Below are 22242 nucleotides of genomic sequence, written 5' to 3' on the forward strand. Positions count from 1 at the left end.
AGGGATCATTATGAAACAGTTATGCAAAGTCATCTTTGCCAGCATGGTGTATTTAGTTAGCTCTGTCAGTTATGCTGCCGACCCAGAGGTGAATATTCAAAATCCCTATGCCATGGTTGAATCGGTAGCCAATAAGACTTTTGCCCGTTTTCATCAGGATATTGACATAATTAAGACCAATCCTGACCATCTTAAGGTGATAGTCTCTGATGAGTTGATGCCTTATATCGACTACAAATATGCCGCATACAAGGTCATGGGCTCCTATTTACGCCAGAGTACGCCAGATCAGCGCGATCGTTTTGCTGAGGCTTTTAAGACCTACTTAATTGCCACCTATGCTCAGGCTTTTACCGAGTACACTAACCAGAAAGTGGAATTTGCGCCGGAAAAAAGTTTTGCCGATGAGAAAATGGTTGATGTAAACGTGCAGATTATCGAACAAGGCCGCCCGCCTATTAAGCTGCAGTTTAGAGTGCGCCGTCTTAAAGATGACAGCTGGAAGGCGTTTGATCTGGTGGCTGAAGGGGTGAGTTTACTCTCTTCAAAGAGTGCTGAAATCTCTAATTTGATCCGCCAAAATGGTATCGATTCGGTGATTGAAGAGTTACTGACACACACCAGTAACCACATTAGTTTGGGCAAATTGGAGACTAAGCTGTAATGCTGACGTTTAACAACGAAGGTAGCACTTGCTTGGTTTGCGGCGAGTTGTCACAGCAAGCGGTGATCGCGCATTGGCCTGAAGTTGAGCAGTTACTCACTTCTGATGTGTCACAGCTCAATCTATCTGGTATCACCTATGCCGACACGGCGGGGATGGCATTATTGCTGCAATTGATGGCACAACAGCGTCAAGGCGGTGGTTCATTAACCTTGAGCCAGGCACCGCTGCAATTACAAAAATTGATTGATTTATATGATTTACAAGACTTCTTCGTCGAAGAAGCCAATTAAAGGTTACCCGTTCATGGAATGTAAAGCGATTGAGCAGCTTCTGACTGAAGCGCTATCTCTAGAAGAAGTACACGTGACTCAAGATGGCACCCATTATAAAATTGTTGCCGTAGGTGAGTGTTTCGATGGCGCTAGCCGAGTGAAACAGCAGCAGATGATTTATGCCCCTTTGATGGAACAAGTGACTAGCGGTGCATTGCATGCCATCACGATAAATGCATTTACTCCAACGCAATGGAAGCGTGAAAAAATCTTCAACATGCCAGCGTAGAGAGTCATTGTGGATAAACTAAAAATTCAGGCCAGTGGTGCATTGGCCGGTGAAGTTGTTATTTCTGGTGCAAAAAACGCCGCGCTGCCTATTTTGATGGCGGGTGTGTTAGCCCAGACAGATTTTGTCGTCAGTAATGTCCCTAACCTCAGAGACGTTAATACCAGCTGCGAATTATTACGTTGCTTAGGGGCTGATGTTAAGCGGGCCGACAGTGGCGAAATCACCATCTCTACCACCCATCTAAATGAGTTCTGCGCGCCCTATGAATTGGTGAAAACCATGCGGGCGTCGATTCTGATTTTAGGCCCATTATTGGCACGTTATGGCACTGCAGATGTGTCATTGCCTGGCGGTTGCGCTATTGGCGCACGTCCAGTTAACTTGCATCTGCATGGTTTAGAACAGATGGGCGCTAAAATTGAGGTGAAAGAGGGTTACATCAAGGCGCGTGTCGATGGCCGTTTAAAAGGCGCACATATCTTTATGGATATGATCAGCGTTGGTGCCACCGAAAACTTAATCATGGCCGCAGCGCTTGCCGATGGCGAAACTGTGATTGAGAATGCGGCGCGTGAGCCAGAAGTCATTGATTTAGCCAACTGTTTAATTGCTATGGGCGCTAAGATCAGCGGTGCGGGTACTGATACTATTCGTATTCAAGGCGTTGAAAAATTAAATGGTTGTCACTATCGGGTTATGCCTGATCGTATTGAAACCGGCAGTTTCTTGGTTGCGGCTGCTGTCACGCGCGGTAAAATCCGCTGCACTGCTGCCGATCCTTCAACATTAGAATCTGTGCTAGCCAAACTTGAAGATGCCGGCGCGCATATCACCACGGGTGATGATTGGATTGAGCTCGATATGCAAGGTAAGCGTCCGAAGGCAGTTAATATCAAGACCATGCCTTACCCTGGCTTTCCTACCGACATGCAAGCGCAGTTTTGCGTGCTTAACGCCTTAGCCGATGGTACCGCGACCATTACAGAAACGATTTTTGAAAATCGCTTCATGCATGTTCCTGAGCTTATCCGTATGGGGGCGACGATGGAGCTAGAAGGTAATACTTGTATTATTCAAGGTATTGAAAAGCTTAATGGTGCTCAAGTGATGGCGACGGATCTACGTGCCTCTGCAAGCTTAGTGATTGCCGGTTTAGTTGCTGATGGCATCACTACAGTTGATCGTATTTATCACCTCGACAGAGGTTATGAGCATATCGAAGACAAGTTTAAAGGTCTCGGTGGCGAAGTGGTGAGAGTGAGTTAACCCACTTGTCTAGCGACTCGTTTATATAAGTTAAAAAACCACCGATAGTTCGGTGGTTTTTTTTGCTATCTAACGTATTACTTTGTCTGTTTTATAATCAAAGCTTGGTACGGTAATCCTCCCATTTTTAACTGCAATTAAAAATAGAAGTTAGGCAGCCATCAGTGGTGGCCTGCCGTTATTAGCTTTATGTGGTCTTTCATGATTGTAAAACCATAACCACTTAGTTGCATAGTCCTGCACCTCTTTAATTGATTCGAACAGGTACTTGCTGAGCCAACTGTACCGAATTGTTTTGTTATGTCGTTCGATATAAGCGTTTTGTTGTGGATTACCTGGTTGAATATATTCAATTCGAATATTCTGGCATTTAGCCCACGTTGTAAACTCAGTACTGATAAACTCAGGGCCGTTGTCACAGCGAATAACTGTTGGCTTAGCTCGATACTCAAATACCTGCTCTAGCGCTCTAATAACCCTTACAGCAGGAAGTGAAAATCCTGGTTCAATCACTAAAGCTTCACGCCGATAATCATCTATGACATTAAATAATCGGTAATTTCGACCATCTGATAACTGGTCATGCATAAAGTCGACAGACCATACTTGGTTAGGTTTTATCGGCTCTTTTAGTGGTTCCGGTGCATTTCGTTTGAGTCGACGTCTTGGACGAATACGCAGGTTCAGCGCTAGCTCACAGTAAATTCGGTACACTCGCTTATGATTCCATGGCTTGCCTTTTACATTACGTAAATAATCGAAGCACAGACCGAAGCCCCAATCACTTTCATCTTCGGTCAGCTTAATTAGCCAATTTGAAATCTGTGTATTTTCCGCCGATAATTTTGCTTGATAACGAAAGCATGTCTCACTGATAAAGAAAGCCGAGCAGGCCTTACTAATACTGATGTTGTGGTTAGCCACCGCAAACTGAGCGAGTTCTCTTCGCTCACAGGGCTTTACCACTTTTTTGCCATAGCTTCCTGAATGATTTCAGCTTTAAGACGCTCTTCTGCGTACATTTTTTTAAGTCGCCTATTTTCATCTTCTAGCTCTTTCATCCGAGCCATGAGTGATGCATCCATTCCCCCATATTTAGCACGCCATTTATAAAACGTTGCACTGCTCATACCGTGCTCTCGGCAAAGCTCAGGTGCGGGCGTACCAGCTTCAGCTTGCTTCAAAATCGTCATAATTTGACTATCCGTGTACCGCGACTTTTTCATATAGAACCTCCTGCGTTTAACTTACGAGAAAACTCTACTTTTAACAGCTGTTATTTTTCGGGGGGATTACCGTACTGTTAGAGGGGGGCGTAGTAAGGTAAGATGCATAACAAATTCCACTTTTATCGTGACGTCATCAATAGCAAAGGCTTAAAAGTGAGGGCTTATAACGTCAAGATAATAGACTAGATTCATTATACTAAGGAGAGTATATGGAACACGGCAAAAGGATAATGATATTAATTGTGTTACTGCTAGCGGCATTGGGCTGTTATGTCATAGGTCTTCATTTAGGTGCATTGCTCTTTATCGTCGCTGGTGTGCTGCTCGAATGTGCTTTTTGGTTGCACCTATTTAATCGCGAACAAAAGAAGTAGTACTAAGATTATTAGAGCGATGGCAACCCATAAAGCTAGGCCTGCAATTTAACCTGAATTTAGATTGTTAGTTGAGCGGATTTTATTTAAGACGTTAGGGTTACTGTGGCTATTAGCATACTTAAGGCCAGCAATTGCTGACCTTATTGAGTGTTATGTACTAATTATTAGTTACTTACTGTTAGCCATCTAATTAGGCTTGATGACACCGCAATTAGGCAAGGCTTTCACCTAAACACATTTATCTAAATGCTTTCACCTATTGTCACGGGTACATCAAAGTATTGGCCGTTACGTATGATGGTCATGGTGACTTTGGTCCCTGGTGGGGTTTCTGCAATTCTGTCCATCAGCATCTCAACGCCAGGCACCACTTCATCGTTAAACTTGGTGATCACATCACTGGGTCTGAGCTTGGCAAAGGCTGCAGGGCCTTGGCGATCAATATCGGTTATCAATACCCCTGTGAGATCGGGCAGATTAAGAATTTGTGCCATCACAGGGTTAATAGGCTCGCCTGTAATACCTAATGCGCCACGGATCACCCGACCATCTTTTATCAGTTTACCCATAATGCTGTGGGCTAATTTAATGGGGATCGCGAAGTTAATCCCATGTCCACCACCTTCACCACCCACCTGAAATGCGGCGGTATTAATGCCAATCAGTTGACCGCTGGTGTCGATAAGTGCCCCGCCAGAGTTCCCTGCATTGATGGCAGCATCTGTTTGTAAAAAATCGAGGTAACGCGAGCTGAGGCCATTGCGCCCAGTAGCACTGATGATCCCTTGTGTAATGGTTTGGCCTAAGTTGTACGGATTACCTATGGCTAACACCACATCACCCACTTGTGCCGGGATCTCAAGGTTAATTGGGACGATTGGCAGGCTGTCACCTTCGATTTTTAAGACTGCCAAATCGGTTACAGGATCAGATCCCACCACTTCAGAGGTAAACTTGCGACCATCTTGCAAAGCGACCACGATTTCATCGGCTTTTTTAATCACATGGTAGTTGGTCAGTATGTAGCCCGCTTTACTCATGATAACCCCAGAGCCCAGCCCTTGCAGTGCTCCAGAGTTTAATGGTTGATTTTGGTCTATGCTCAGGCTGTAGATGTTCACTACCGCGGGGGCAGCCCGACGAACCGCATGTGAAAATGACAACTCAATTCCTTGCTTACCGCGGGACTGAAACAAGTTATTACTCGAGTGTTGCCCTGTCAGTAGTGGGGTAAGGGTCAAAAAGACGCCAGCCATGATCAGCCCAAAAAATACAGCTTTGCCAACATATATCGCAGTGTCTTTAAGAGTCATTATTGAATGAATTAGGAAAAAAGTTGAGTAAGATTAACATGTTTATTTATAGTGCACTATTAGCTATGTCAGGTTATTGCAGCAACATAAGCCGAGTAAAAAAAACAAGGAGGCGATAATGGGATTATCGCCTCCTTGTTGGGAGAGCATTTAACGTAGGACGAGATAGAGACTATTGCCGTCACGCAATATTTTCAGTGCCACCACACCCGTGGAATCTTTGAGCTCAGCTTTAAGGGCTTTAAGATTATCTATTCGGGTACGGTTTATACCTACAATAATATCGCCTTTGAGCAAACCACTGGCTGCAGCTGGAGAGCCTTGAGCTATTTCGGTGATCTCAACACCTCTCTTAACATTTTCAAGTGTTGCACCGGCTAGCATTGGGTGTACGGCTCCCGCTGCGGTTTCGCTGGCTTGATTTGCCTCACCCAAGGTGGCGGTTACGGTTTCTTTATCGCCATCACGGATCAGTCCTAATTTTACCGTTGCACCCGCCCCCATGGTGGCCACTTTGGCGCGTAATTCTTGGAACGACTTAATGGGCTTATCGTTAACGCTAATGATAATATCACCAGCTTTGATACCCGCTTTATCGGCGGCGCTATCAGGCATCACCTCGTTAACAAAACCACCATGTTGGGTTTCTAAGCCAAAACCTTCGGCTAGGGCTTTATCGAGATCGCGTCCACTGACACCAAGTACACCGCGACGCACTTCGCCATGTTCAATGATCTGCTCAACTAGGTTATTGACCATGTTGGCTGGGATCGCAAAGCCAATACCTACGTTACCGCCGCCTGGGGCCACAATCGCAGTATTGATACCGATAAGTTCGCCATTAAGGTTGACTAGGGCTCCTCCCGAATTCCCGCTGTTAATGGCCGCATCGGTTTGAATGAAGTTTTCTAGCATCTCAATCCCCAGCCCTGAGCGGCCCATAGCACTGACAATACCTGAAGTGACAGTTTGCCCCAGACCAAAGGGGTTACCAATGGCTACGGCAAAGTCACCCACCCTTAGTTCATCAGAGTCGGCACGCTTTAATGCCACTAGATTTTTGGCTTTAATTTGTAATAGAGCAATATCGGATTCAGCATCTGCACCGATTAATTTAGCTTCTATTTCACGGCCGTCATGCAAACCGATTAAGATCTCATCTGCGCCATCGATCACGTGATTATTGGTGACGATATAACCTTTGTCTGCATCGATAATCACCCCAGAACCTAAGCCTTTAAATGGGCGTTCTTGTACTTGTTCGCGTGGTGCATTAGGCCCAAAGAAATAACGAAACGCATCGGGTAGTCGTTGCTTAGATACGTGGGTTCCCGATACTGCCACGGCCACCACCGCAGGGGTGGTTTTTTCTAACATAGGGGCTAAGCTTGGGAGTTCTTGACCACCCACCGCTAATGGAATCGCTGCCTGAGAGACGGCAGGCATCACCATGAGGCTAGCACCTAGTAACGCTGCTGATAGTAGTGATAATTTTGTTTTCATTTATGTCATGACTCCAATAGTTGGGATAATGGACTTATGATAATCATAGATATAAGGTTGATTTACCTCATATCAAGTCATTAATCTTAAATCTGTTATTCACTCCGACCGTACTCGTTTACGCAAAGTTCAGCTTGATTAACAAAGGTTAATTTTTTTGTCATTTATTCAGTGCCTTGTTAATGGTTGTATTGCGCTTATGGCGAGCATTTCGTGGCGCTGTTTTGCCGTCTTTTGTCTGAGTGGTATGACTTAGGTACGCTTACTTAAAAGTACTGAATCCATGCCGCTGAGTCATCCCTCAATGTTTTTATGATATGTACAAGTGCCACTTGTTAAGCGTATAGCCGTTCTAGTGTAGTTGTTATTTTCGACTATCGTACAGCGTATGCGACTTAAGTCTAAATGAACGTATTTTAATGGTTTAATTCACCTAATCAGTGAGTTAGGTTGGTGTGATGGTTGATGTTAGTTAGATGGAATTAAGTAGATATTTATGAGATTTAGCATTGCTCGTGCTAACATCGCCTCGTTGATTTAAGGATAGAAGAGAATATTTCACGTGTCACATCTCACTCCCTGGGAACATTACCAGCAAGATTTACAGCGAACGGATTTCTCCCATGATCCCGCACAAGAACAAGCGGTTAAGTCGCTGCAACGTGTCTATGATGAACTTATAGTAAGCCAGCAGCCCCCTAAAGGATTGGCAAAATTATTTGGCTTTATGGGTAAATCGACTTCCCAAGTGAAAGGCTTATACCTTTGGGGCGGCGTGGGACGTGGTAAAACCTATTTGATGGACACCTTTTATGATGCCTTGCCGGGTGATAAAAAGTTGCGTGCCCATTTTCATCGTTTCATGCACCAAATTCATTTGGATTTAGATGGGCTAAAAGGTCAGCGAGATCCCTTATTGGTGATTGCTAAGCGGATGGCCGAACGTTATCAGGTGATCTGTTTTGATGAGTTTTTCGTCTCTGATATCACCGATGCTATGCTGCTCGGCACGCTATTTGAAGCCCTCTTCGCTGAAGGGGTGGTATTAGTTGCTACCTCTAATATTATTCCCGATGAGTTGTACCGAAATGGACTGCAGCGTGCCCGTTTCTTACCGGCGATAGCCTTGATTAATAAACATTGTGAAATTTTAAATGTTGATAGTGGTATCGATTACCGTTTGCGCACTTTAGAGCAAGCCGAGATATACCATTATCCACTTGATCCACAAGCCGATAAAAATTTGCTGAGCTATTTTGCTCAGTTAGCGCCAGAGTCAGAAATATCTTATGCGGCAATTGATATCGATGGCCGCGAAATTGCCATACGTCAGCAAGCGCAAGGCGTACTACTCATCAACTTTCGAAACCTGTGTGATGGCCCCCGAAGTCAGCGCGATTATATGGAGTTGGCGTGCCTTTATCATACGGTATTACTCAGCGGGGTAGAGCAGATGGGTAGCAATACTACAGGTGATGATATTGCTCGGCGCTTCCTCGCCATGGTCGATGAGTTTTATGAGCGCAACGTTAAATTGATTATCTCGGCTGAAGTTGAGCTGGAACAGATCTATACCGAGGGTTTACTCTCATTTGAATTTAGGCGCTGCCGCTCACGCCTTATTGAAATGCAATCCCATGATTATTTAGCATTGGAACACCTCCCTTAAAGATATCGGTTTATAAACGTTGATTATCCCAATGAGTTACGCGCCATGAATGGCGCGATAATTGATAAGGTAATCAAAATAACGATTAATTTATTCGTTACCTAAGTGCGATTAGCGTAACGCAGGGTAAATCATTTAAATTAGCTAAAAAATTAGATGATTTTTAACTCAGCTTTGTCTATAATTCGCGACCTGCCCTCGTTACTCCATCTATACGGTGGAAGTTGTAAAGCCTTATTCTTTGCTCGAAGGGGCGGGGAATGGCACTTTTTGTGTTGTTATTTAATAATGAATGACGGCATGTGAGACAGAATTTTAACATTGGGTTTTTGTAAATGAAGACTACTTTTACTGCTACACCAGAAACCGTTACTCGCGACTGGTATGTTGTTGACGCTGAAGGTAAAACTTTAGGTCGTATCGCTACTGAAATTGCTGCCCGTTTACGTGGTAAGCACAAGCCAGAGTATACACCGCACGTTGACACTGGCGATTACATCATCGTTATCAACGCTGAGAAAGTTACTGTTACTGGTAATAAAGCGAAAGGCAAAGTGTACTACTCGCACTCTGGTTTCATTGGTGGCATCAAGCAGATCACCTTTGAAAAGCTGCAAGATCATAAGCCTGAAATGATCATCGAGAAAGCAGTTAAGGGTATGTTACCTAAAGGTCCTTTAGGACGTGCCATGTTCCGTAAACTTAAAGTTTACGCTGGTACAGAACATAACCACGCTGCACAACAACCTCAAGTTCTTGATATCTAAACAGGATTAAGCAAATGGCTGCAACTCAGTACTACGGCACTGGCCGTCGCAAAACATCTACTGCTCGCGTATTCGCTAAAGCAGGTAGTGGTAACATCGTCGTGAACCAACGTCCACTTGACGAATACTTTGGTCGTGAAACTGCTCGTATGGTTGTTCGTCAACCTCTAGAGCTAGTTGAAATGACTGACAAGCTAGACATCTATGTAACTGTTAAAGGCGGTGGAACCACTGGCCAAGCAGGTGCAATCCGTCACGGTATTACTCGTGCACTGATGGAACTTGATGAAGCTCTACGTCCATCTCTACGCGCTGCTGGTTTCGTTACCCGTGATGCTCGTAAAGTTGAGCGTAAGAAAGTGGGTCTACGTAAAGCACGTCGTAAGCCACAATTCTCTAAGCGTTAATATTTCGCTTCGAAAATTCAAAAACCCAGCATTACGCTGGGTTTTTTTATAACTAAATTCTGCTATTTTTAGGATTGAGATTATTTCATTGTCCTATTTAAGGAACGCTGTTTATGTCACTGCAATTAATCATGCTTGCGCTCGGTTTAGTGCTGGTTATCGAAGGTATTGGACCTTTATTATTCCCTAATCGTTGGCGTGCTTACTTACAAGACATTTCCAATCAAAATCAAAGTCTTCTTCAGAGGCTGGGCGGTAGTTTAGTCACTGCAGGGGTGATCATATTGATTATTTTTTCATAAATTACTTGCCACTTCCCCCCTAAGATCTGCTAAAATCCCGTTTTAACCACTACCTTGCAGCAAATAATGGGCAAAAACGTCGTAGTTCTCGGCACCCAATGGGGTGACGAAGGAAAGGGTAAGATAGTCGATCTACTTACCGAACAGGCCAAATATGTCGTTCGTTACCAAGGTGGCCACAATGCGGGTCACACACTGGTTATCGATGGTGACAAAACCGTTCTTCATCTTATTCCATCAGGAATTTTACGCGATAATGTGAAATGCATTATTGGTAATGGCGTGGTGCTAGCACCAGACGCTCTGATGACTGAGATCAACATGCTTAAAGAGCGTGGCGTACCTGTAGAGGAACGTCTACTTATCTCTGAAGCGTGTCCTTTGATCCTTCCATTCCATTGTGCGTTAGATGTCGCTCGCGAAAAAGCGCGTGGCAACAATGCTATTGGTACTACGGGTCGTGGCATTGGTCCAGCATACGAAGACAAAGTTTCTCGTCGCGGTTTACGTGTAGGTGATCTGTTTGATGCAGAATTGTTTGCCGTTAAACTAAAAGAAGTTATGGCTTACCATAACTTCATGCTGACCGAATACTACAAGTGTGAAGCAGTTGATTACGAAGAGACATTGAAAGATGCTCTAGCCATTGCTGATTACTTGAAGAGCATGTGTACAGACGTATCTGAGCTGCTTGATCAGGCACGCAAAGCTGGCGAACCAATTCTATTTGAAGGTGCTCAGGGCACGTTATTAGATATTGACCATGGTACTTATCCGTTCGTAACCTCTTCTAATACTACCGCCGGTGGTGTTGCAACGGGTTCAGGATTTGGTCCACGTCATCTAGATTACGTTTTGGGTATCATGAAGGCATACACCACTCGTGTTGGTGCAGGTCCTTTCCCAACAGAATTGAAAAACGAAATCGGCGACTACTTAGGTACTAAGGGTCACGAGTTCGGTGCCACGACTGGTCGTAAGCGTCGTCCAGGTTGGTTAGACGTTGTCGCAATGAAGCGCGCCGTTCAAATCAACAGTGTTAGCGGTTTCTGCTTAACTAAACTAGACGTTTTAGACGGCCTAGAAGAAGTTAAGATCTGTGTTGGCTATCAATACCCAGACGGTACTGTAGCAACTACGACTCCGTTAGCGGCTGAAGGTTACGAGCAGGTAACACCTGTACTCGAAACCATGCCGGGTTGGAGTGAAACTACTTTCGGCGCCACTTCTGTTGATCAATTGCCACAAGCGGCATTGAACTACATTAAGCGTCTTGAAGAGTTGCTGGAAACGCCAGTCGATATTATCTCAACGGGTCCCGATAGAAACGAGACCATGATTCTGGTGAATCCGTTTAGTTAATCATAAGGGCCGCGTTAAGCGGCCTTTTTATTGAGTCAGGCAAAAGAAACGGCTATAGATAGACGAGCGTTATTAAGGTATATGCCCAGCTGCCGATAAGATAAGTTATACTGCCCAATGACTGTGTTCCTACAGGTGATACAGGGCGCGAAATCGATATAGAGAATTTTGTTATGCTACGATTGGTATTCTTTATTATTTTGAGTTCCTTATCTTTAACCAGCTACGCAGATACCGAGGCTGTTGAAGTTTACAGCCAAGAACAATTGATTGATATGATACGAGATAAATCGTATCTCACTCGAGTCACCAGTGACGACTGCCAGTTACTGCAAGATATTGAGGCCCGTGCCGAAGTGCTGAAACAACCGCTGTATCAGTACCTTTGGGCTGAAATGCTCAATTATGGGATTTGCGTGACCGCCAATCCGCCAAGGGGTATTTCATTGCTTCGCGATGCCGCCGAACAAGGTAGCGCCGAAGCCATGGTTAGGATTGCCGAATATTACCGAGATGGTAAGTTTGTCATCCAAGATAGAGAGCGTGCAGTGCAATACACACTGCCCGCTGCCGCCAGTGGCGATCTTCCTGCACGTATGATGTTAGTGAGGTTGTTTGGCGAAGGCTATGGTAGCCCACGAGATTACGAAATGGGTTATCATTGGCTATACAATGATGTATTTAGTGATGAGGCGATGAAACAACAAGCCTTACAATTATTGATGGTGCTAGAAGCAAAAATGCCCGCCAGTGCAGTTAAGAGGGCAAAGCAGGAGCATCTGAGATCCCGGTAATTGCCCCAAGCAATTAAGCATGGGCTGACATTTTGGATATTGAATGAGCAACGATCCGCATTTAAAGCGTGAACAACAGAAGTACGACAACCCCATCCCCAGCCGTGAGTATATTTTAGAATACTTGCGCTCACAAAAATCACCCCTCAATCGCGAAAAAATTGCAGATGCACTCAACATTGTTGATGAAGAGCAATTAGAAGCATTGCGTCGTCGTCTACGCGCGATGGAACGTGATGGTGAGCTAGTCTTTACGCGCGGGCAAGCCTATGGCTTACCTGAGCGCATGGACCTACTCAGTGGCACTGTGATTGGCCACCGCGATGGTTTTGGCTTTTTAAAGCTCGACGAAGGGGGTGATGACCTTTATATCAATAACCGTGACATGTTGATGTATTTTCACGGTGATAAGGTTTTAGCTCAAAAAGCTGGCGTCGATAGAAAAGGGCGCGGCGAAGCACGTATTGTGCGCCTAACTCATCAGCGCACCGCCCCATTGGTGGGCCGTTTTCATATCGACTCAGGCATGGCCTTTGTCATCGCCGATGACAAACGTATCACCCAAGAGATTTTAATCCCTAACGAAGATCGCAACGGCGCCCGTCAAGGCGATGTAGTGGTGGTCGAGTTAACACGTCGCCCAGGCCGCCATATCAAGGCTGCCGGTAAAGTGGTTGAAGTGTTAGGCAAAGAGATGGCACCCGGTATGGAGATAGAAATTGCATTACGTAATTACGATCTTCCCCACACTTGGTCGAGCGCTATCGAAAAGAAACTGCGCAAGATCCCCGATGAGGTAACCGAAGAGGAAAAGCAAGGTCGTGTCGACCTGCGTAAGCTGCCTTTGGTGACCATTGACGGTGAAGATGCACGCGATTTCGATGATGCCGTTTATGCCGAAACTAAAAAAAGCGGTGGCTGGCGCTTATGGGTTGCCATTGCCGATGTGAGTCATTATGTGCGCACCGAATCGGCACTGGATCAAGAGGCTCGCGCACGGGGTAACTCGGTTTACTTCCCATCGCAAGTGATCCCTATGTTGCCTGAGAAGCTGTCAAACGGCTTGTGTTCACTCAATCCTGGGGTCGATCGCTTGTGCATGGTCGCAGAAATGACCATATCAGCCACAGGTAAACTGTCGGGTTATAAGTTTTACCCAGCGGTGATGCACTCTCACGCACGTTTAACCTATACCCAAGTTGCCGATATGCTCGAAGGTGGTGAGGTGAGCGATGAGCTCAAACCTATCTTCCCGCATCTACAGACGCTGCAATCTTTGTATCTGGTCTTAGATAAAAACCGCGCTAAGCGCGGCGCCATTGCCTTTGAAACCACCGAGACCCAGTTTGTGTTTAACGCCGATCGTAAGATTGAGCGTATTGAGCCGCGTCATCGTAATCAGGCCCATAAAATCATTGAAGAATGTATGATTTTGGCCAACGTTGCCTCGGCTAAATTTGTGCAAAAGCATAAAGGTGAAGTGCTGTATCGGGTGCATGAAGCGCCATCTGAGCAAAAACTTACTAATTTTAAGGACTTCCTTAAAGAGCGTGGATTGACCATGGGCGGCGGTTTAGAGCCTACCCCTGGTGATTACCAAGCCTTAATGGAACAGATAGCAGACCGACCCGATGCCGAACTGATACAGGTAATGTTGCTGCGCTCGATGCGCCAAGCTACCTATACCCCAGATAATCAAGGGCATTTTGGATTAGCGCTAGAAGAGTATTCCCACTTCACTTCGCCTATTCGCCGCTATCCCGACCTTATCTTGCACCGCGTCATTCGCTATCTATTAGCCAAGGAGCGAGGTGAAGGCAAAGATAAATGGACCCCAGATGGGGGTTACCATTACCAGATTGAAGAGCTAGATCTGCTTGGCGCAGAGTGTTCAACCACTGAGCGCCGCGCCGATGAAGCGACCCGAGATGTCAGCGATTGGCTTAAATGTGAATTCATGCAAGATCATGTCGGCGACACCTTCGAAGCTGTGATCGCCTCGGTGACTCATTTTGGTCTGTTTGTACGACTAAGTAACTTGTTTATTGATGGTTTAGTACATATCTCCAGCTTAGGTGGCGATTATTATCATTACGATAATATGCGTCAGCGTCTTGTGGGTGAAGCCTCTGGTCTGGTGTACCAGATTGGCGATCCGGTGACGGTTAAAGTGGCCAGCGTGAATCTTGATGATCGCCAAATCGATCTTGTGATGGTTGGTGATGAGGGACGCTCGCCAAGGCGAGGTAAGAGTAATAAACCGCTGACGGCCCGTGAGCGGGTTAACCTTGAAGGTGCTAAGCAAGGTAAAGGGACTGGCGATAAAACGGCCCGCAAACCTCGACGCAGTAGCGCTAAGGCCGCAGCCGGTAATCCCAAGGCAGACGCCAAAGCCCCCGCTAAGCGTAAAACCAATGGGGCTAAAGGTGGTGCAGCTAAAGCCAAAGCGGATGCAGCCAAAACTGGCGCCAAAAAACGTAAGCCAGTAAAGCGTAAAGTCACTAAGTAATAAGCGCAGTAATAAGAGAAAATATATTAATGAAAAAACAAGATATCACCTTCGGCATTCATGCACTTGAAGCAGTGCTTAACCATAGTCCCGAACGTGTGATTGAGATGTGGGTATTGCAAGGTCGTGACGATCAACGCTTAACCCCACTACTTGAAATCGCCGCCCAGTATGGCGTGTCAATTCAAAAAACATCGCGTAAGGCCCTCGATGAGAAGGCGGGTAGCACCCAACATCAGGGTGTTTTGGCTCGCGTTAAAGCGGTTAAACAGCTTAACGACAACGATCTGTTAGCCTTAGTGGAAAAGACCGACACCCCATTTTTGCTCATCCTTGATGGCGTTACCGACCCACATAATCTGGGGGCCTGTTTACGTAACGCTGATGCCGCAGGTGTTCACGGCGTCATCGTGCCACGTGATAACTCGGTTGGCTTAACCCCAACGGTTAGTAAGGTAGCATGCGGCGCGGCTGAAGTGGTGCCACTGTTTCAGGTGACTAACCTCGCACGTACCATGAAGAGCCTGCAAGACAAGGGGATTTGGATCATTGGCGCAGCAGGCGAAGCTGAGCATAATCTGTATCAAGCCGACCTTAAAGGACCGCTAGCCATCGCCATGGGCGCCGAAGATAAGGGCCTGCGTCGTTTGACTCGCGAGAGCTGTGATTCACTTGCCTCCATCCCAATGTCGGGCAGCGTTTCGAGTTTAAACGTATCGGTCGCAACGGGGATTTGTTTATTTGAGGCGGTTCGCCAAAGAATTAGCTAATCGCCAATTCGATGGTGAATTGTTGATTTGGCCATTAGCTGGCGATAGTTTTTAGCCAATAGCGTTGATAGATGCCGATGAGGGTTACCTTCATCGGCATTTTTGTTTCTGGTATGAGGCTAATGTTGCTTGCAGTAATATTTGAACGAGGTTCTTGTCGAGCAGTGAGTTCGGTAACATTGCCAAACAAGGTGCTGCTGTTGACCTTGAAATAAGCGTCAGCATCCCTATTTATTATTAGCTAACCTCAGATCGGTTTAACGTAACACTGAAATCACGTTGAATTCTGCTGATGTAATATTGAGTTGTGGCTTATTCTCTTTGAGTTGATAAGCCACTAAACCACCTATCACATTAAGCATGAAACCATGTACGCTGCGGTGCCGTGTATGCTCTATTTGTGAGATGTTTTTTAGCTGGTCATTGATTGTTTCGATAATAAATCGTCTAGAAAGCATGGCTCTATCCCATAATGATAAAGCCTTTGCTTTCATATTTTTACGCACGTTATTAACGATAGTTACCCCACGTTCTAATAGGTCGCCTGCTAACGCTTTGCCGATATACCCCTTATCAGCATAGAGTTTATCCATTGATTCAACGACCATATCTTTTACGGGTTTCGTGTCATGAACATTCGCAGGTGTTATTTTGGCTGCAACGATGCCACCTCGATGGTTCACAATAAGATGAAGTTTAAAACCATAGAACCAGCCCATCGTGCCTTTTCCTCGGCTGGCGAGACCTGCTAGCGTTTTATGCCTTGGAATTCGTAAATTATGACAAACCTTAATGCTCGTTGAGTCAACGAACTCGATGCCTGTCGGTTCGCTTTTTAAAGAGGAAAAATAACTGCACATTGGAATGACTGCACTCGGCATGACTTCAAGAAATCGAGTGTAGCTGAGTAAGTTTGGAAAATCAGATTTGTAGAAACGAGCCAGATATCCTGTGTGAAAATTCTTGAAGTCACGATGATTAGACATATGGAAGGCGATGATAATTGTCATAATTTCACTCATCGTCATTCTGCCTGCGCGCTTACGCTTGCGAGTTCCATCGGTTAGGCACTGTTGTTCCCATTGAGGAATAAAAGCATTACAAAAATCATCGACATCACAAAATACATCCACTAAATTATTCATATGCCCTCTGCGTGATTGATTAATCTTGGTCGAGAGATCTGATCACAAAGAGGGCTATTAGTTCAATTTCTTATCCCGAGTTCAGGTTAGCTAGTGCCACCATAAAGAGGTTATATCGATGAAAAAATTACGTATTAAAAAGATGTTAGCGGTTTCGGCCTTAATGCTGTTGCCATCGCCTATGGTCATGGCATCTAGCGATTGCACACATTTAGTGGGCTGTGAAAGAAAATTTTGTGAAATTGAAACTCAGCTAGCACAGGCTAAAAAACAGCATAACTCACATAAAGTTAATGGGTTAACTAAGGCACTTGAAGCGGCTAAAGCTAACTGCAGCAATGCAGCGTTACGCCAGGAGTTGATTGAGGATATTGACGATGTTAACCAAGATATTGCCGAGTATACCCAAGCATTAAAGGAAGCTAAGGCGGAAGGCAAGCAAGACAAGGTGATGAAGTACCAACATAAACTGCAGGATGAGCGGCAGCAGTTATTGCAGTTGCAAACTGAGTTATCCTATCTTAAGTAATGCGGTGCTCACTGACCGACGGGGTTATCAGCAAATGGTCATGAGCGTAAATCTGAGATGGTGTGCCAGTGACGGCGCCCCATCTCCAATATCATCCCTGTCGCTAAGCCCGCTGCGGTATTGACAAATAAACAGATCGTCGCGGTCGAGAGAATGACAAAAATACAAAAGGGTTTACCGTCGATAAAGCGTTTTGACCATGCCAACTGCACTCCAGCAATGGCAAGCAGGCTGCCGAGCACCGCTAAGGGGATAAGCGAGAGTAGACTCGCGATGTTCTCACCCCAACATAGGGCGATGAGTAAGCAACTGGTGCCAAACAGGGCTGGTGCAATCCAGGTTCTGGCACCAAAATGATATTGCACCGCTAGCCCTCCAGCGCCATGACACATGGCGGCTGCGCCAAAAGGGGCTAATAACAGGTTGGCCCAACCAGAGCTGGTAGCGAGGCGTTGAGGTGAAAATCTGTCTGGGTGATGATTGGCATCGTGGGGAAACTTTTCTTTCGCCATAGCTGAGGTAGCGATCACCGCATTGGTGAGCGTTAGTGCTAGCTGCGGCAGGACTAATAATCCGGCGGCAGAGGCCCACTCTTGCATGCTGGGCCAGCCAAGTTGCCAATCGTTGCTGGCTGCCAGTGTAAAGCTAGGGGCGAAGCCGCTGTTATATTGCCATACAATCCCGACCACTAGCACTAAAGGCATCACAAGGTAGGGCAGGGGTAAGAAACGGCTGGCAAACAGGGTACTAAAGGTCAAGATACCGATGAGCCAAGTGTCGCTCATCATCTGGGCCCCCATCCAAATCAGTTGTAACCCTATGGCCAATTGTATTCCAATGCTGATGGCAGGCGACAGCTGTTTAGCCATCCAAGTAATGGCGCCACTATAAGCCAAGATTAAAAGAATTACCCCCATCATTATACCGCTGGCTTGCAACATGCCGGGGGTTAACCCTTGGGCTATCACGAGCGCGGCAATCACTTTCATCGGTTGTACAGGTATCGGCCTGCGGTAGTAGAAGGCGCTAAATAGGGCGAACAGGCCAAAGCCGATAAAGATCCCTTGAGCCGAGAAGTGATTCAGGGCGATAAGGCCAAGCACTAAAGGTAAAAAAGTGCCTAAATCGGCAAAAGCTCCGCCGAATTCACCTGTAAATTGATTAATATGTTTCAGTCTGTTGCTATTACAACTCATATAGCTTGCCGCAGAAAATGGTCTTTTACTAACGCAATTTTAATGCCACATTTTTTGTGGTTATTCATAGGATTAAGCCACTAAATGGTCATGTTTTGCTAGAGGATGAGACAAAATGGCCAACTCGATAAAAAAGCTGTATCGAATTGGCCATAATGTCTTAACGGGATAACGGCGCTACCTGTTAGCGGTAGCGCTCATGAATCTAGACCTATTTTTCGTGTCTGACTCCTTGCTTGTTTTTCATCGGGTCGCCGTCATAACCTAAGGCTTGCCAATCCATACGAGTGCCTTTGTTGTGGCAGTCGTTACATTTAAGAGCTTGAGCTGATGGTGATACCATATGGTTGATACGCCACCACATTTCGGTTTCAGCAAAGCCATGCTCGCCACTGTATGTGATACCTTGCTCGGTTAATGCTTGGTTAGCTTCCATACCCAGTTTGGCGGCTTTATCCCAGTCGAAATCTTTCCAGTAGCCGCCTTTGCCATAAACCTTGGCCGTGACAAAGATATTTTGTTTCTTATCGTAGATCTGTTTGCCTCTGTGTACTTTGAACGGATAGATCTTAGCGGTAGCGTCGGTAATATCGCCTATGGGGTAAGTCAGTTTAGTTATCTTGGTGGGATCCATTTTATCGCCGACCATGTAGGCATCGGCTTTGCCGTTGTACCAAGCATATTCAGGAGCTACCATCTTAGCCCACACGAAGCTGCCTTTTTTCTTCATAAAGGTGTGCTTGCCATATTCATCGACGGTTTCTTCTTGATCGCTACCAGCAGTAGACCAATCCCAGCTCATCTTGGTGGGCTCATTGCGCGCAAAGAAGGGGATATGGCATGTCTGACAAGCCACACTAGCGGTATGGGTGTTAAGGCGGTTATTGCTGTGAGGCGCTGCTTCATGGCAGCTTTCACAGCCAATGTCATTCGTGCCGCCTGGTGATACACCCATGGCATTACCGCTGATTTGATGTTGCTCGGTAGCATGGCAGGTTTGGCACTGGAAGTCGTTGCCATCGCTGTCCATATGGACATCGGTTGCCTTATCTGGGTAAGCCATGGAGGAGTCGAGATCGCCATGTTTAACCGCATCTCCACCGCCGCCATAGAAGTGGCAAGTACCGCAGTTATCGCGGACTGGCATACCGACATTTTGCGCTACGCGCTCAAGGTTGACCTTGGCTAGCGCTTCACCCGCACCGGCAGGATCTTTAATATAGGTCCCTGTGGTGTCGTGACAGACCAAGCAGTCGACCTTGGTCATGTCGGTGAAGTCGAAGCTGTCGTCTTTCCAGCCATAACCGGCATGGCAACTAGTACACCTGGGTTCGTTACCCGAGATTGAGGTGCAAAAGTTATTGATGGCGTTTTTTTTGCCACGTTTAACTGTGCGTCCGGGAAGTTCTTGTTCCAATTCCCACGTCCAGTGGGATGATTTCATAAAGTCTTTAGCGTGATCTTCATGACATTCAACACATTGTGCCGTGACTTGTGTCCCTTGGTTAAAGGGGCCTTCAATGGCGTCTTTATGGGGATTGTCTGCGGCATTGGCGCTGGCCAGTCCCAATAGCCCCATGGCCATTATCGAGATTAAAAAGCGTGGATGTTTCATCGGGTGATCCCTACCCCCGGCATGAGCCGGGGGATAGTCTAAGTTTAGAAGTTGACTGTTAACGAGGCATTGATGTCAAAGGCTGTGTCGACCACAGGCAGCATCGAATAAGCGCCGCCTTCAATGACATCATCAATTTTTTGCGGCGCGCCAACAGGGGTACCGCTACCTGTGTATTCATAGTCGTAATACAGCCCTGCCAGTTTGATAAACATACGTGGGTTGATATCAAACATGTAGTAGGCTTCGGCAACATGACCACGGGTGGCAAGCTTACTGCCAATAGGATCGTCTTGCGCTTGAGTAAACGGAGTCCAGTATTTAGAGCCATAGTTATATTCCAGACCTAACTTACCGTAAGGCGCCGGAATTTGGATGCCGACATAAACGCCGTACCCATCTTTAGTGTCGGCGCTATCGGCGGCGTCTGGCATCATGATAATTTCGCTGCCGTCGGCGTTGAGCTGTGCTTCAAATACCGCATCACTTAAAATGCCGCCAAACATACCGGCATTGCCGTTGCCTTCGGCTCGTGTCCAGCCAAAAGAGGCGAATAGCTTCATATCCTCATCGCTTTCATAGGCGTAACCGACCCCCCCTAAATACATGTCACCAATCACCCCACTAGGTTGTACCCGGGTTTGAAAGTTGAAGTTTTCAAACTTCTGCATATCTTGGTACATGGTTGGGGCAAAAATGCCTGCCAGTTGAGTAGGAAAAGCCATGGTGCCTTTGAAGCCGTCGTTAATGTCTTTGGCACCAAACAGAGTAAATTGCAGGAAGTGGTTACCGTCGTTGATGGCGTCGATATTAAAACCACCTAGATGCGTGTCTTTGGTGACGATATCACCAAACATTTCGCCATTACCCCATTGTGACTCAAAGCCTTGGCCGTAACAGAAACGGACCACTTGGCCATCAATACCAGTGATCTCGCCTAAGTTGTAACCTAAGGTGGCGCCATCGAAGTTAAAGTTGACTAAGTGACCTGATGGCGTGCCGCCGCGCTTCTCGTTTTCCCTGTAATGTGATGGTGGGCCATAGGTTGAGGGGCGACGACCGATAGAAAGATAGGTGTTGGTGCCACCGATGTTTTTCCAATCGAAGTAGGCGCGCTCGACTCTGAGCCAATCACCGCTGGTATTGCCACTACTACTGCCATCCATGGTGAACGAGCGCCATGAATCAAATACTTGGGTGCCAGTCGAGTCCCCCCAGTTTTTATACATGCTTAATCGAGCTGAAAAGCCAACGTTGTCCCATACTTTGGCTTTTAGATTGAGTCTGAGGCGGGTGGTATAGAAAATATCGTTATCGATATCTTGTACCGATTTGGGCGCCAGCACATAAGGCATTACTCCCTGCAACATGCCATTTTGGAACGCACTGGCTAATTCAGGGTTGGCGCTTAACATCTTGCCTAATGGCGAGTTGGCATCGTTTGGCATTCCAAAGGTGCCAGACATGGCTTTTTGGCCAAAATCATTGAAGTCAACTTTGATGGCTGGGTTCCAAGTGACATTTTGATAATGCAATGAATGAGCCTTGGTACGAAAATCTCCTGTGAGTTGGATTCTATCCAGTGCTGTGTGGCGCTCATTTTTGTCTACGCGGCTATTAATATCGTCAATTTCTTCTGATAGCTCAGCTAGTTGCTGTTTTAAGTCTGCCAGCTTTTGTTGTTCTTGGTCGGCACTGTACGCGCCGCCAGAAAAGGCTAATGCATTGGCAATTAAAATCGATAGTAGTGTACGCATCTTTGTCTCTCCGTCGCGCGAGGTGCGCAGTAGATGGGCTTAGTGAGTTTTAACCGCAAGTCTGTGGTTGATCGGAATCTGCCGCATGGTCATAAAGAAACTGCTGAATATCCAAGCGGTCTTTTTCGGAGAGTTGCTCAAAAACCTCAGGCTTAACCTTGTGTTGATCACGTTTAAAATAGCGATCCCACTGGCTCATGGTTTTACTCATCGGAGTGATTTCACCGCCCGCATCGCCTTTGCTATGGCAGGCTTTACACTCTTTCTTGTAGAGGTGTTTACCTTTTTTCGGGTTACCGCCATCTACGGCATAAACTTGGGCGCCTAACGAGAATGTGAACATGATGCACGTTGCAATTTTTACTATGTTTTTCATCATCTTTCCTTAATCACCACCCGTGGTGATTTTTTATTAAACAAAGCGGGTGTTTGTTGTTAAAAAGTTTACTAAAGGAGTCGAGATGTGAGTTTGAGGTTGATCACCTTTACAATAAAAATCTA

The 22242-nt window shown here is 46.0% G+C and carries 22 protein-coding genes; 14 read left to right on the forward strand and 8 right to left on the reverse strand.

Annotated elements, in window-relative coordinates:
- Positions 1-7: 7 nt before the first annotated feature.
- The 4 genes from AC0VXX_RS02315 to murA are packed head-to-tail and all read left to right on the forward strand — an operon-like array spanning position 8 to position 2497.
- A complete protein-coding gene (locus AC0VXX_RS02315; RefSeq protein ID WP_475516911.1) occupies positions 8-664 on the forward strand; it encodes an MlaC/ttg2D family ABC transporter substrate-binding protein in 657 nt (218 codons plus the stop codon).
- Positions 664-957, forward strand: a complete 294-nt coding sequence (locus tag AC0VXX_RS02320) for an STAS domain-containing protein (RefSeq protein ID WP_475515752.1) — start codon at positions 664-666, stop codon at positions 955-957. The genes AC0VXX_RS02315 and AC0VXX_RS02320 overlap by 1 nt, the downstream gene beginning before the upstream one ends.
- Before the next feature lie 13 nt (positions 958-970).
- Complete coding sequence (locus AC0VXX_RS02325) at positions 971-1228, forward strand: BolA family protein (protein ID WP_110455780.1); 258 nt, start codon at positions 971-973, stop codon at positions 1226-1228.
- Between the two features lie 9 nt (positions 1229-1237).
- Entirely contained in the window at positions 1238-2497 is a 1260-nt protein-coding gene (gene murA, locus AC0VXX_RS02330) for a UDP-N-acetylglucosamine 1-carboxyvinyltransferase (protein WP_475515753.1), read from the forward strand.
- Positions 2498-2647: 150 nt separating this feature from the next.
- On the opposite strand, the gene AC0VXX_RS02335 is transcribed toward murA, so the two are convergent.
- Positions 2648-3723, reverse strand: a protein-coding gene (locus AC0VXX_RS02335; RefSeq protein ID WP_475514310.1) for an IS3 family transposase whose coding sequence is annotated in 2 segments (ribosomal slippage) — positions 2648-3471 and positions 3471-3723 — 1077 coding nt in all. Because the reading frame shifts where the segments join, the coding sequence is not laid out codon by codon here.
- Between the two features lie 212 nt (positions 3724-3935).
- On the opposite strand from AC0VXX_RS02335, the gene AC0VXX_RS02340 reads away from it, so the two are divergent.
- On the forward strand, positions 3936-4100 hold the full coding sequence (locus AC0VXX_RS02340; RefSeq protein ID WP_475515754.1) for a hypothetical protein: 165 nt from the start codon (positions 3936-3938) through the stop codon (positions 4098-4100).
- A 245-nt stretch (positions 4101-4345) separates the two neighbouring features.
- On the opposite strand, the gene degS is transcribed toward AC0VXX_RS02340, so the two are convergent.
- Entirely contained in the window at positions 4346-5416 is a 1071-nt protein-coding gene (gene degS / locus AC0VXX_RS02345) for an outer membrane-stress sensor serine endopeptidase DegS (protein WP_475515755.1), read from the reverse strand.
- A gap of 150 nt (positions 5417-5566) precedes the next feature.
- Positions 5567-6919, reverse strand: a complete 1353-nt coding sequence (gene degQ, locus AC0VXX_RS02350; RefSeq protein WP_475515756.1) for a Do family serine endopeptidase DegQ — start codon at positions 6917-6919, stop codon at positions 5567-5569.
- A 562-nt stretch (positions 6920-7481) separates the two neighbouring features.
- Between degQ and zapE the strand changes: the two genes are divergently transcribed.
- From zapE to rlmB, 8 genes are all read left to right on the forward strand, one after another.
- A complete protein-coding gene (gene zapE / locus AC0VXX_RS02355; RefSeq protein ID WP_475515757.1) occupies positions 7482-8588 on the forward strand; it encodes a cell division protein ZapE in 1107 nt (368 codons plus the stop codon).
- A 335-nt stretch (positions 8589-8923) separates the two neighbouring features.
- Positions 8924-9355, forward strand: a complete 432-nt coding sequence (gene rplM, locus AC0VXX_RS02360) for a 50S ribosomal protein L13 (protein ID WP_028762636.1) — start codon at positions 8924-8926, stop codon at positions 9353-9355.
- Positions 9356-9369: 14 nt separating this feature from the next.
- Positions 9370-9762, forward strand: a complete 393-nt coding sequence (gene rpsI, locus AC0VXX_RS02365; protein WP_028762637.1) for a 30S ribosomal protein S9 — start codon at positions 9370-9372, stop codon at positions 9760-9762.
- A 113-nt stretch (positions 9763-9875) separates the two neighbouring features.
- Entirely contained in the window at positions 9876-10064 is a 189-nt protein-coding gene (locus AC0VXX_RS02370; RefSeq protein WP_475515758.1) for a DUF2065 domain-containing protein, read from the forward strand.
- Between the two features lie 66 nt (positions 10065-10130).
- Positions 10131-11426 (forward strand): adenylosuccinate synthase, encoded by a 1296-nt coding sequence (locus AC0VXX_RS02375; RefSeq protein WP_475515759.1) that lies wholly within the window; start codon positions 10131-10133, stop codon positions 11424-11426.
- A 173-nt stretch (positions 11427-11599) separates the two neighbouring features.
- Entirely contained in the window at positions 11600-12220 is a 621-nt protein-coding gene (locus AC0VXX_RS02380) for a tetratricopeptide repeat protein (RefSeq protein WP_475515760.1), read from the forward strand.
- Between the two features lie 43 nt (positions 12221-12263).
- A complete protein-coding gene (rnr, locus tag AC0VXX_RS02385; protein ID WP_475515761.1) occupies positions 12264-14729 on the forward strand; it encodes a ribonuclease R in 2466 nt (821 codons plus the stop codon).
- A gap of 29 nt (positions 14730-14758) precedes the next feature.
- Positions 14759-15499 carry a 23S rRNA (guanosine(2251)-2'-O)-methyltransferase RlmB gene (gene rlmB / locus AC0VXX_RS02390; protein ID WP_119977219.1) on the forward strand — a complete coding sequence of 247 codons (741 nt, stop codon included), beginning with the start codon at positions 14759-14761 and terminating at the stop codon, positions 15497-15499.
- 257 nt (positions 15500-15756) lie between these two features.
- Here rlmB and AC0VXX_RS02395 read toward each other — a convergent pair whose 3' ends face one another.
- Positions 15757-16644 (reverse strand): IS982 family transposase, encoded by an 888-nt coding sequence (locus AC0VXX_RS02395; protein ID WP_475515762.1) that lies wholly within the window; start codon positions 16642-16644, stop codon positions 15757-15759.
- Positions 16645-16762: 118 nt separating this feature from the next.
- On the opposite strand from AC0VXX_RS02395, the gene AC0VXX_RS02400 reads away from it, so the two are divergent.
- Positions 16763-17173 (forward strand): DUF1090 domain-containing protein, encoded by a 411-nt coding sequence (locus AC0VXX_RS02400; RefSeq protein WP_475515763.1) that lies wholly within the window; start codon positions 16763-16765, stop codon positions 17171-17173.
- Positions 17174-17211: 38 nt separating this feature from the next.
- Here the strand turns inward: AC0VXX_RS02400 and AC0VXX_RS02405 are convergent, their stop codons facing one another.
- The 4 genes from AC0VXX_RS02405 to AC0VXX_RS02420 all read right to left on the reverse strand — a co-directional run bounded on the left by AC0VXX_RS02405 (position 17212) and on the right by AC0VXX_RS02420 (position 22120).
- Positions 17212-18369, reverse strand: a complete 1158-nt coding sequence (locus AC0VXX_RS02405; RefSeq protein WP_475515764.1) for a putative sulfate/molybdate transporter — start codon at positions 18367-18369, stop codon at positions 17212-17214.
- A gap of 211 nt (positions 18370-18580) precedes the next feature.
- Entirely contained in the window at positions 18581-19954 is a 1374-nt protein-coding gene (locus AC0VXX_RS02410) for a tetrathionate reductase family octaheme c-type cytochrome (protein WP_475516912.1), read from the reverse strand.
- A 74-nt stretch (positions 19955-20028) separates the two neighbouring features.
- Entirely contained in the window at positions 20029-21741 is a 1713-nt protein-coding gene (locus tag AC0VXX_RS02415) for a DUF3373 domain-containing protein (RefSeq protein WP_475515765.1), read from the reverse strand.
- Positions 21742-21790: 49 nt separating this feature from the next.
- The gene (locus AC0VXX_RS02420; RefSeq protein ID WP_475515766.1) at positions 21791-22120 is read right to left on the reverse strand and encodes a c-type cytochrome; all 330 of its coding nucleotides are present in this window, start codon (positions 22118-22120) and stop codon (positions 21791-21793) included.
- Between the last annotated feature and the right edge of the window lie 122 nt (positions 22121-22242).

This window comes from Shewanella sp. QJM3NY_23 (assembly GCF_056173105.1).

What these genes read in the sequence shown, in the direction of transcription:
- rlmB (WP_119977219.1), top strand. Translation starts at nt 14,759, where the DNA reads ATGAAAAAACAAGATATCACCTTCGGCATTCATGCACTTGAAGCAGTG.
- AC0VXX_RS02405 (WP_475515764.1), bottom strand. Translation starts at nt 18,369, where the DNA reads ATGAGTTGTAATAGCAACAGACTGAAACATATTAATCAATTTACAGGT.
- AC0VXX_RS02415 (WP_475515765.1), bottom strand. Translation starts at nt 21,741, where the DNA reads ATGCGTACACTACTATCGATTTTAATTGCCAATGCATTAGCCTTTTCT.
- degQ (WP_475515756.1), bottom strand. Translation starts at nt 6,919, where the DNA reads ATGAAAACAAAATTATCACTACTATCAGCAGCGTTACTAGGTGCTAGC.
- AC0VXX_RS02340 (WP_475515754.1), top strand. Translation starts at nt 3,936, where the DNA reads ATGGAACACGGCAAAAGGATAATGATATTAATTGTGTTACTGCTAGCG.
- AC0VXX_RS02420 (WP_475515766.1), bottom strand. Translation starts at nt 22,120, where the DNA reads ATGATGAAAAACATAGTAAAAATTGCAACGTGCATCATGTTCACATTC.
- AC0VXX_RS02325 (WP_110455780.1), top strand. Translation starts at nt 971, where the DNA reads ATGGAATGTAAAGCGATTGAGCAGCTTCTGACTGAAGCGCTATCTCTA.
- degS (WP_475515755.1), bottom strand. Translation starts at nt 5,416, where the DNA reads ATGACTCTTAAAGACACTGCGATATATGTTGGCAAAGCTGTATTTTTT.
- AC0VXX_RS02400 (WP_475515763.1), top strand. Translation starts at nt 16,763, where the DNA reads ATGAAAAAATTACGTATTAAAAAGATGTTAGCGGTTTCGGCCTTAATG.
- AC0VXX_RS02370 (WP_475515758.1), top strand. Translation starts at nt 9,876, where the DNA reads ATGTCACTGCAATTAATCATGCTTGCGCTCGGTTTAGTGCTGGTTATC.
- rnr (WP_475515761.1), top strand. Translation starts at nt 12,264, where the DNA reads ATGAGCAACGATCCGCATTTAAAGCGTGAACAACAGAAGTACGACAAC.
- AC0VXX_RS02320 (WP_475515752.1), top strand. Translation starts at nt 664, where the DNA reads ATGCTGACGTTTAACAACGAAGGTAGCACTTGCTTGGTTTGCGGCGAG.
- AC0VXX_RS02380 (WP_475515760.1), top strand. Translation starts at nt 11,600, where the DNA reads ATGCTACGATTGGTATTCTTTATTATTTTGAGTTCCTTATCTTTAACC.
- AC0VXX_RS02395 (WP_475515762.1), bottom strand. Translation starts at nt 16,644, where the DNA reads ATGAATAATTTAGTGGATGTATTTTGTGATGTCGATGATTTTTGTAAT.
- rplM (WP_028762636.1), top strand. Translation starts at nt 8,924, where the DNA reads ATGAAGACTACTTTTACTGCTACACCAGAAACCGTTACTCGCGACTGG.
- AC0VXX_RS02410 (WP_475516912.1), bottom strand. Translation starts at nt 19,954, where the DNA reads ATGGCCATGGGGCTATTGGGACTGGCCAGCGCCAATGCCGCAGACAAT.
- AC0VXX_RS02375 (WP_475515759.1), top strand. Translation starts at nt 10,131, where the DNA reads ATGGGCAAAAACGTCGTAGTTCTCGGCACCCAATGGGGTGACGAAGGA.
- rpsI (WP_028762637.1), top strand. Translation starts at nt 9,370, where the DNA reads ATGGCTGCAACTCAGTACTACGGCACTGGCCGTCGCAAAACATCTACT.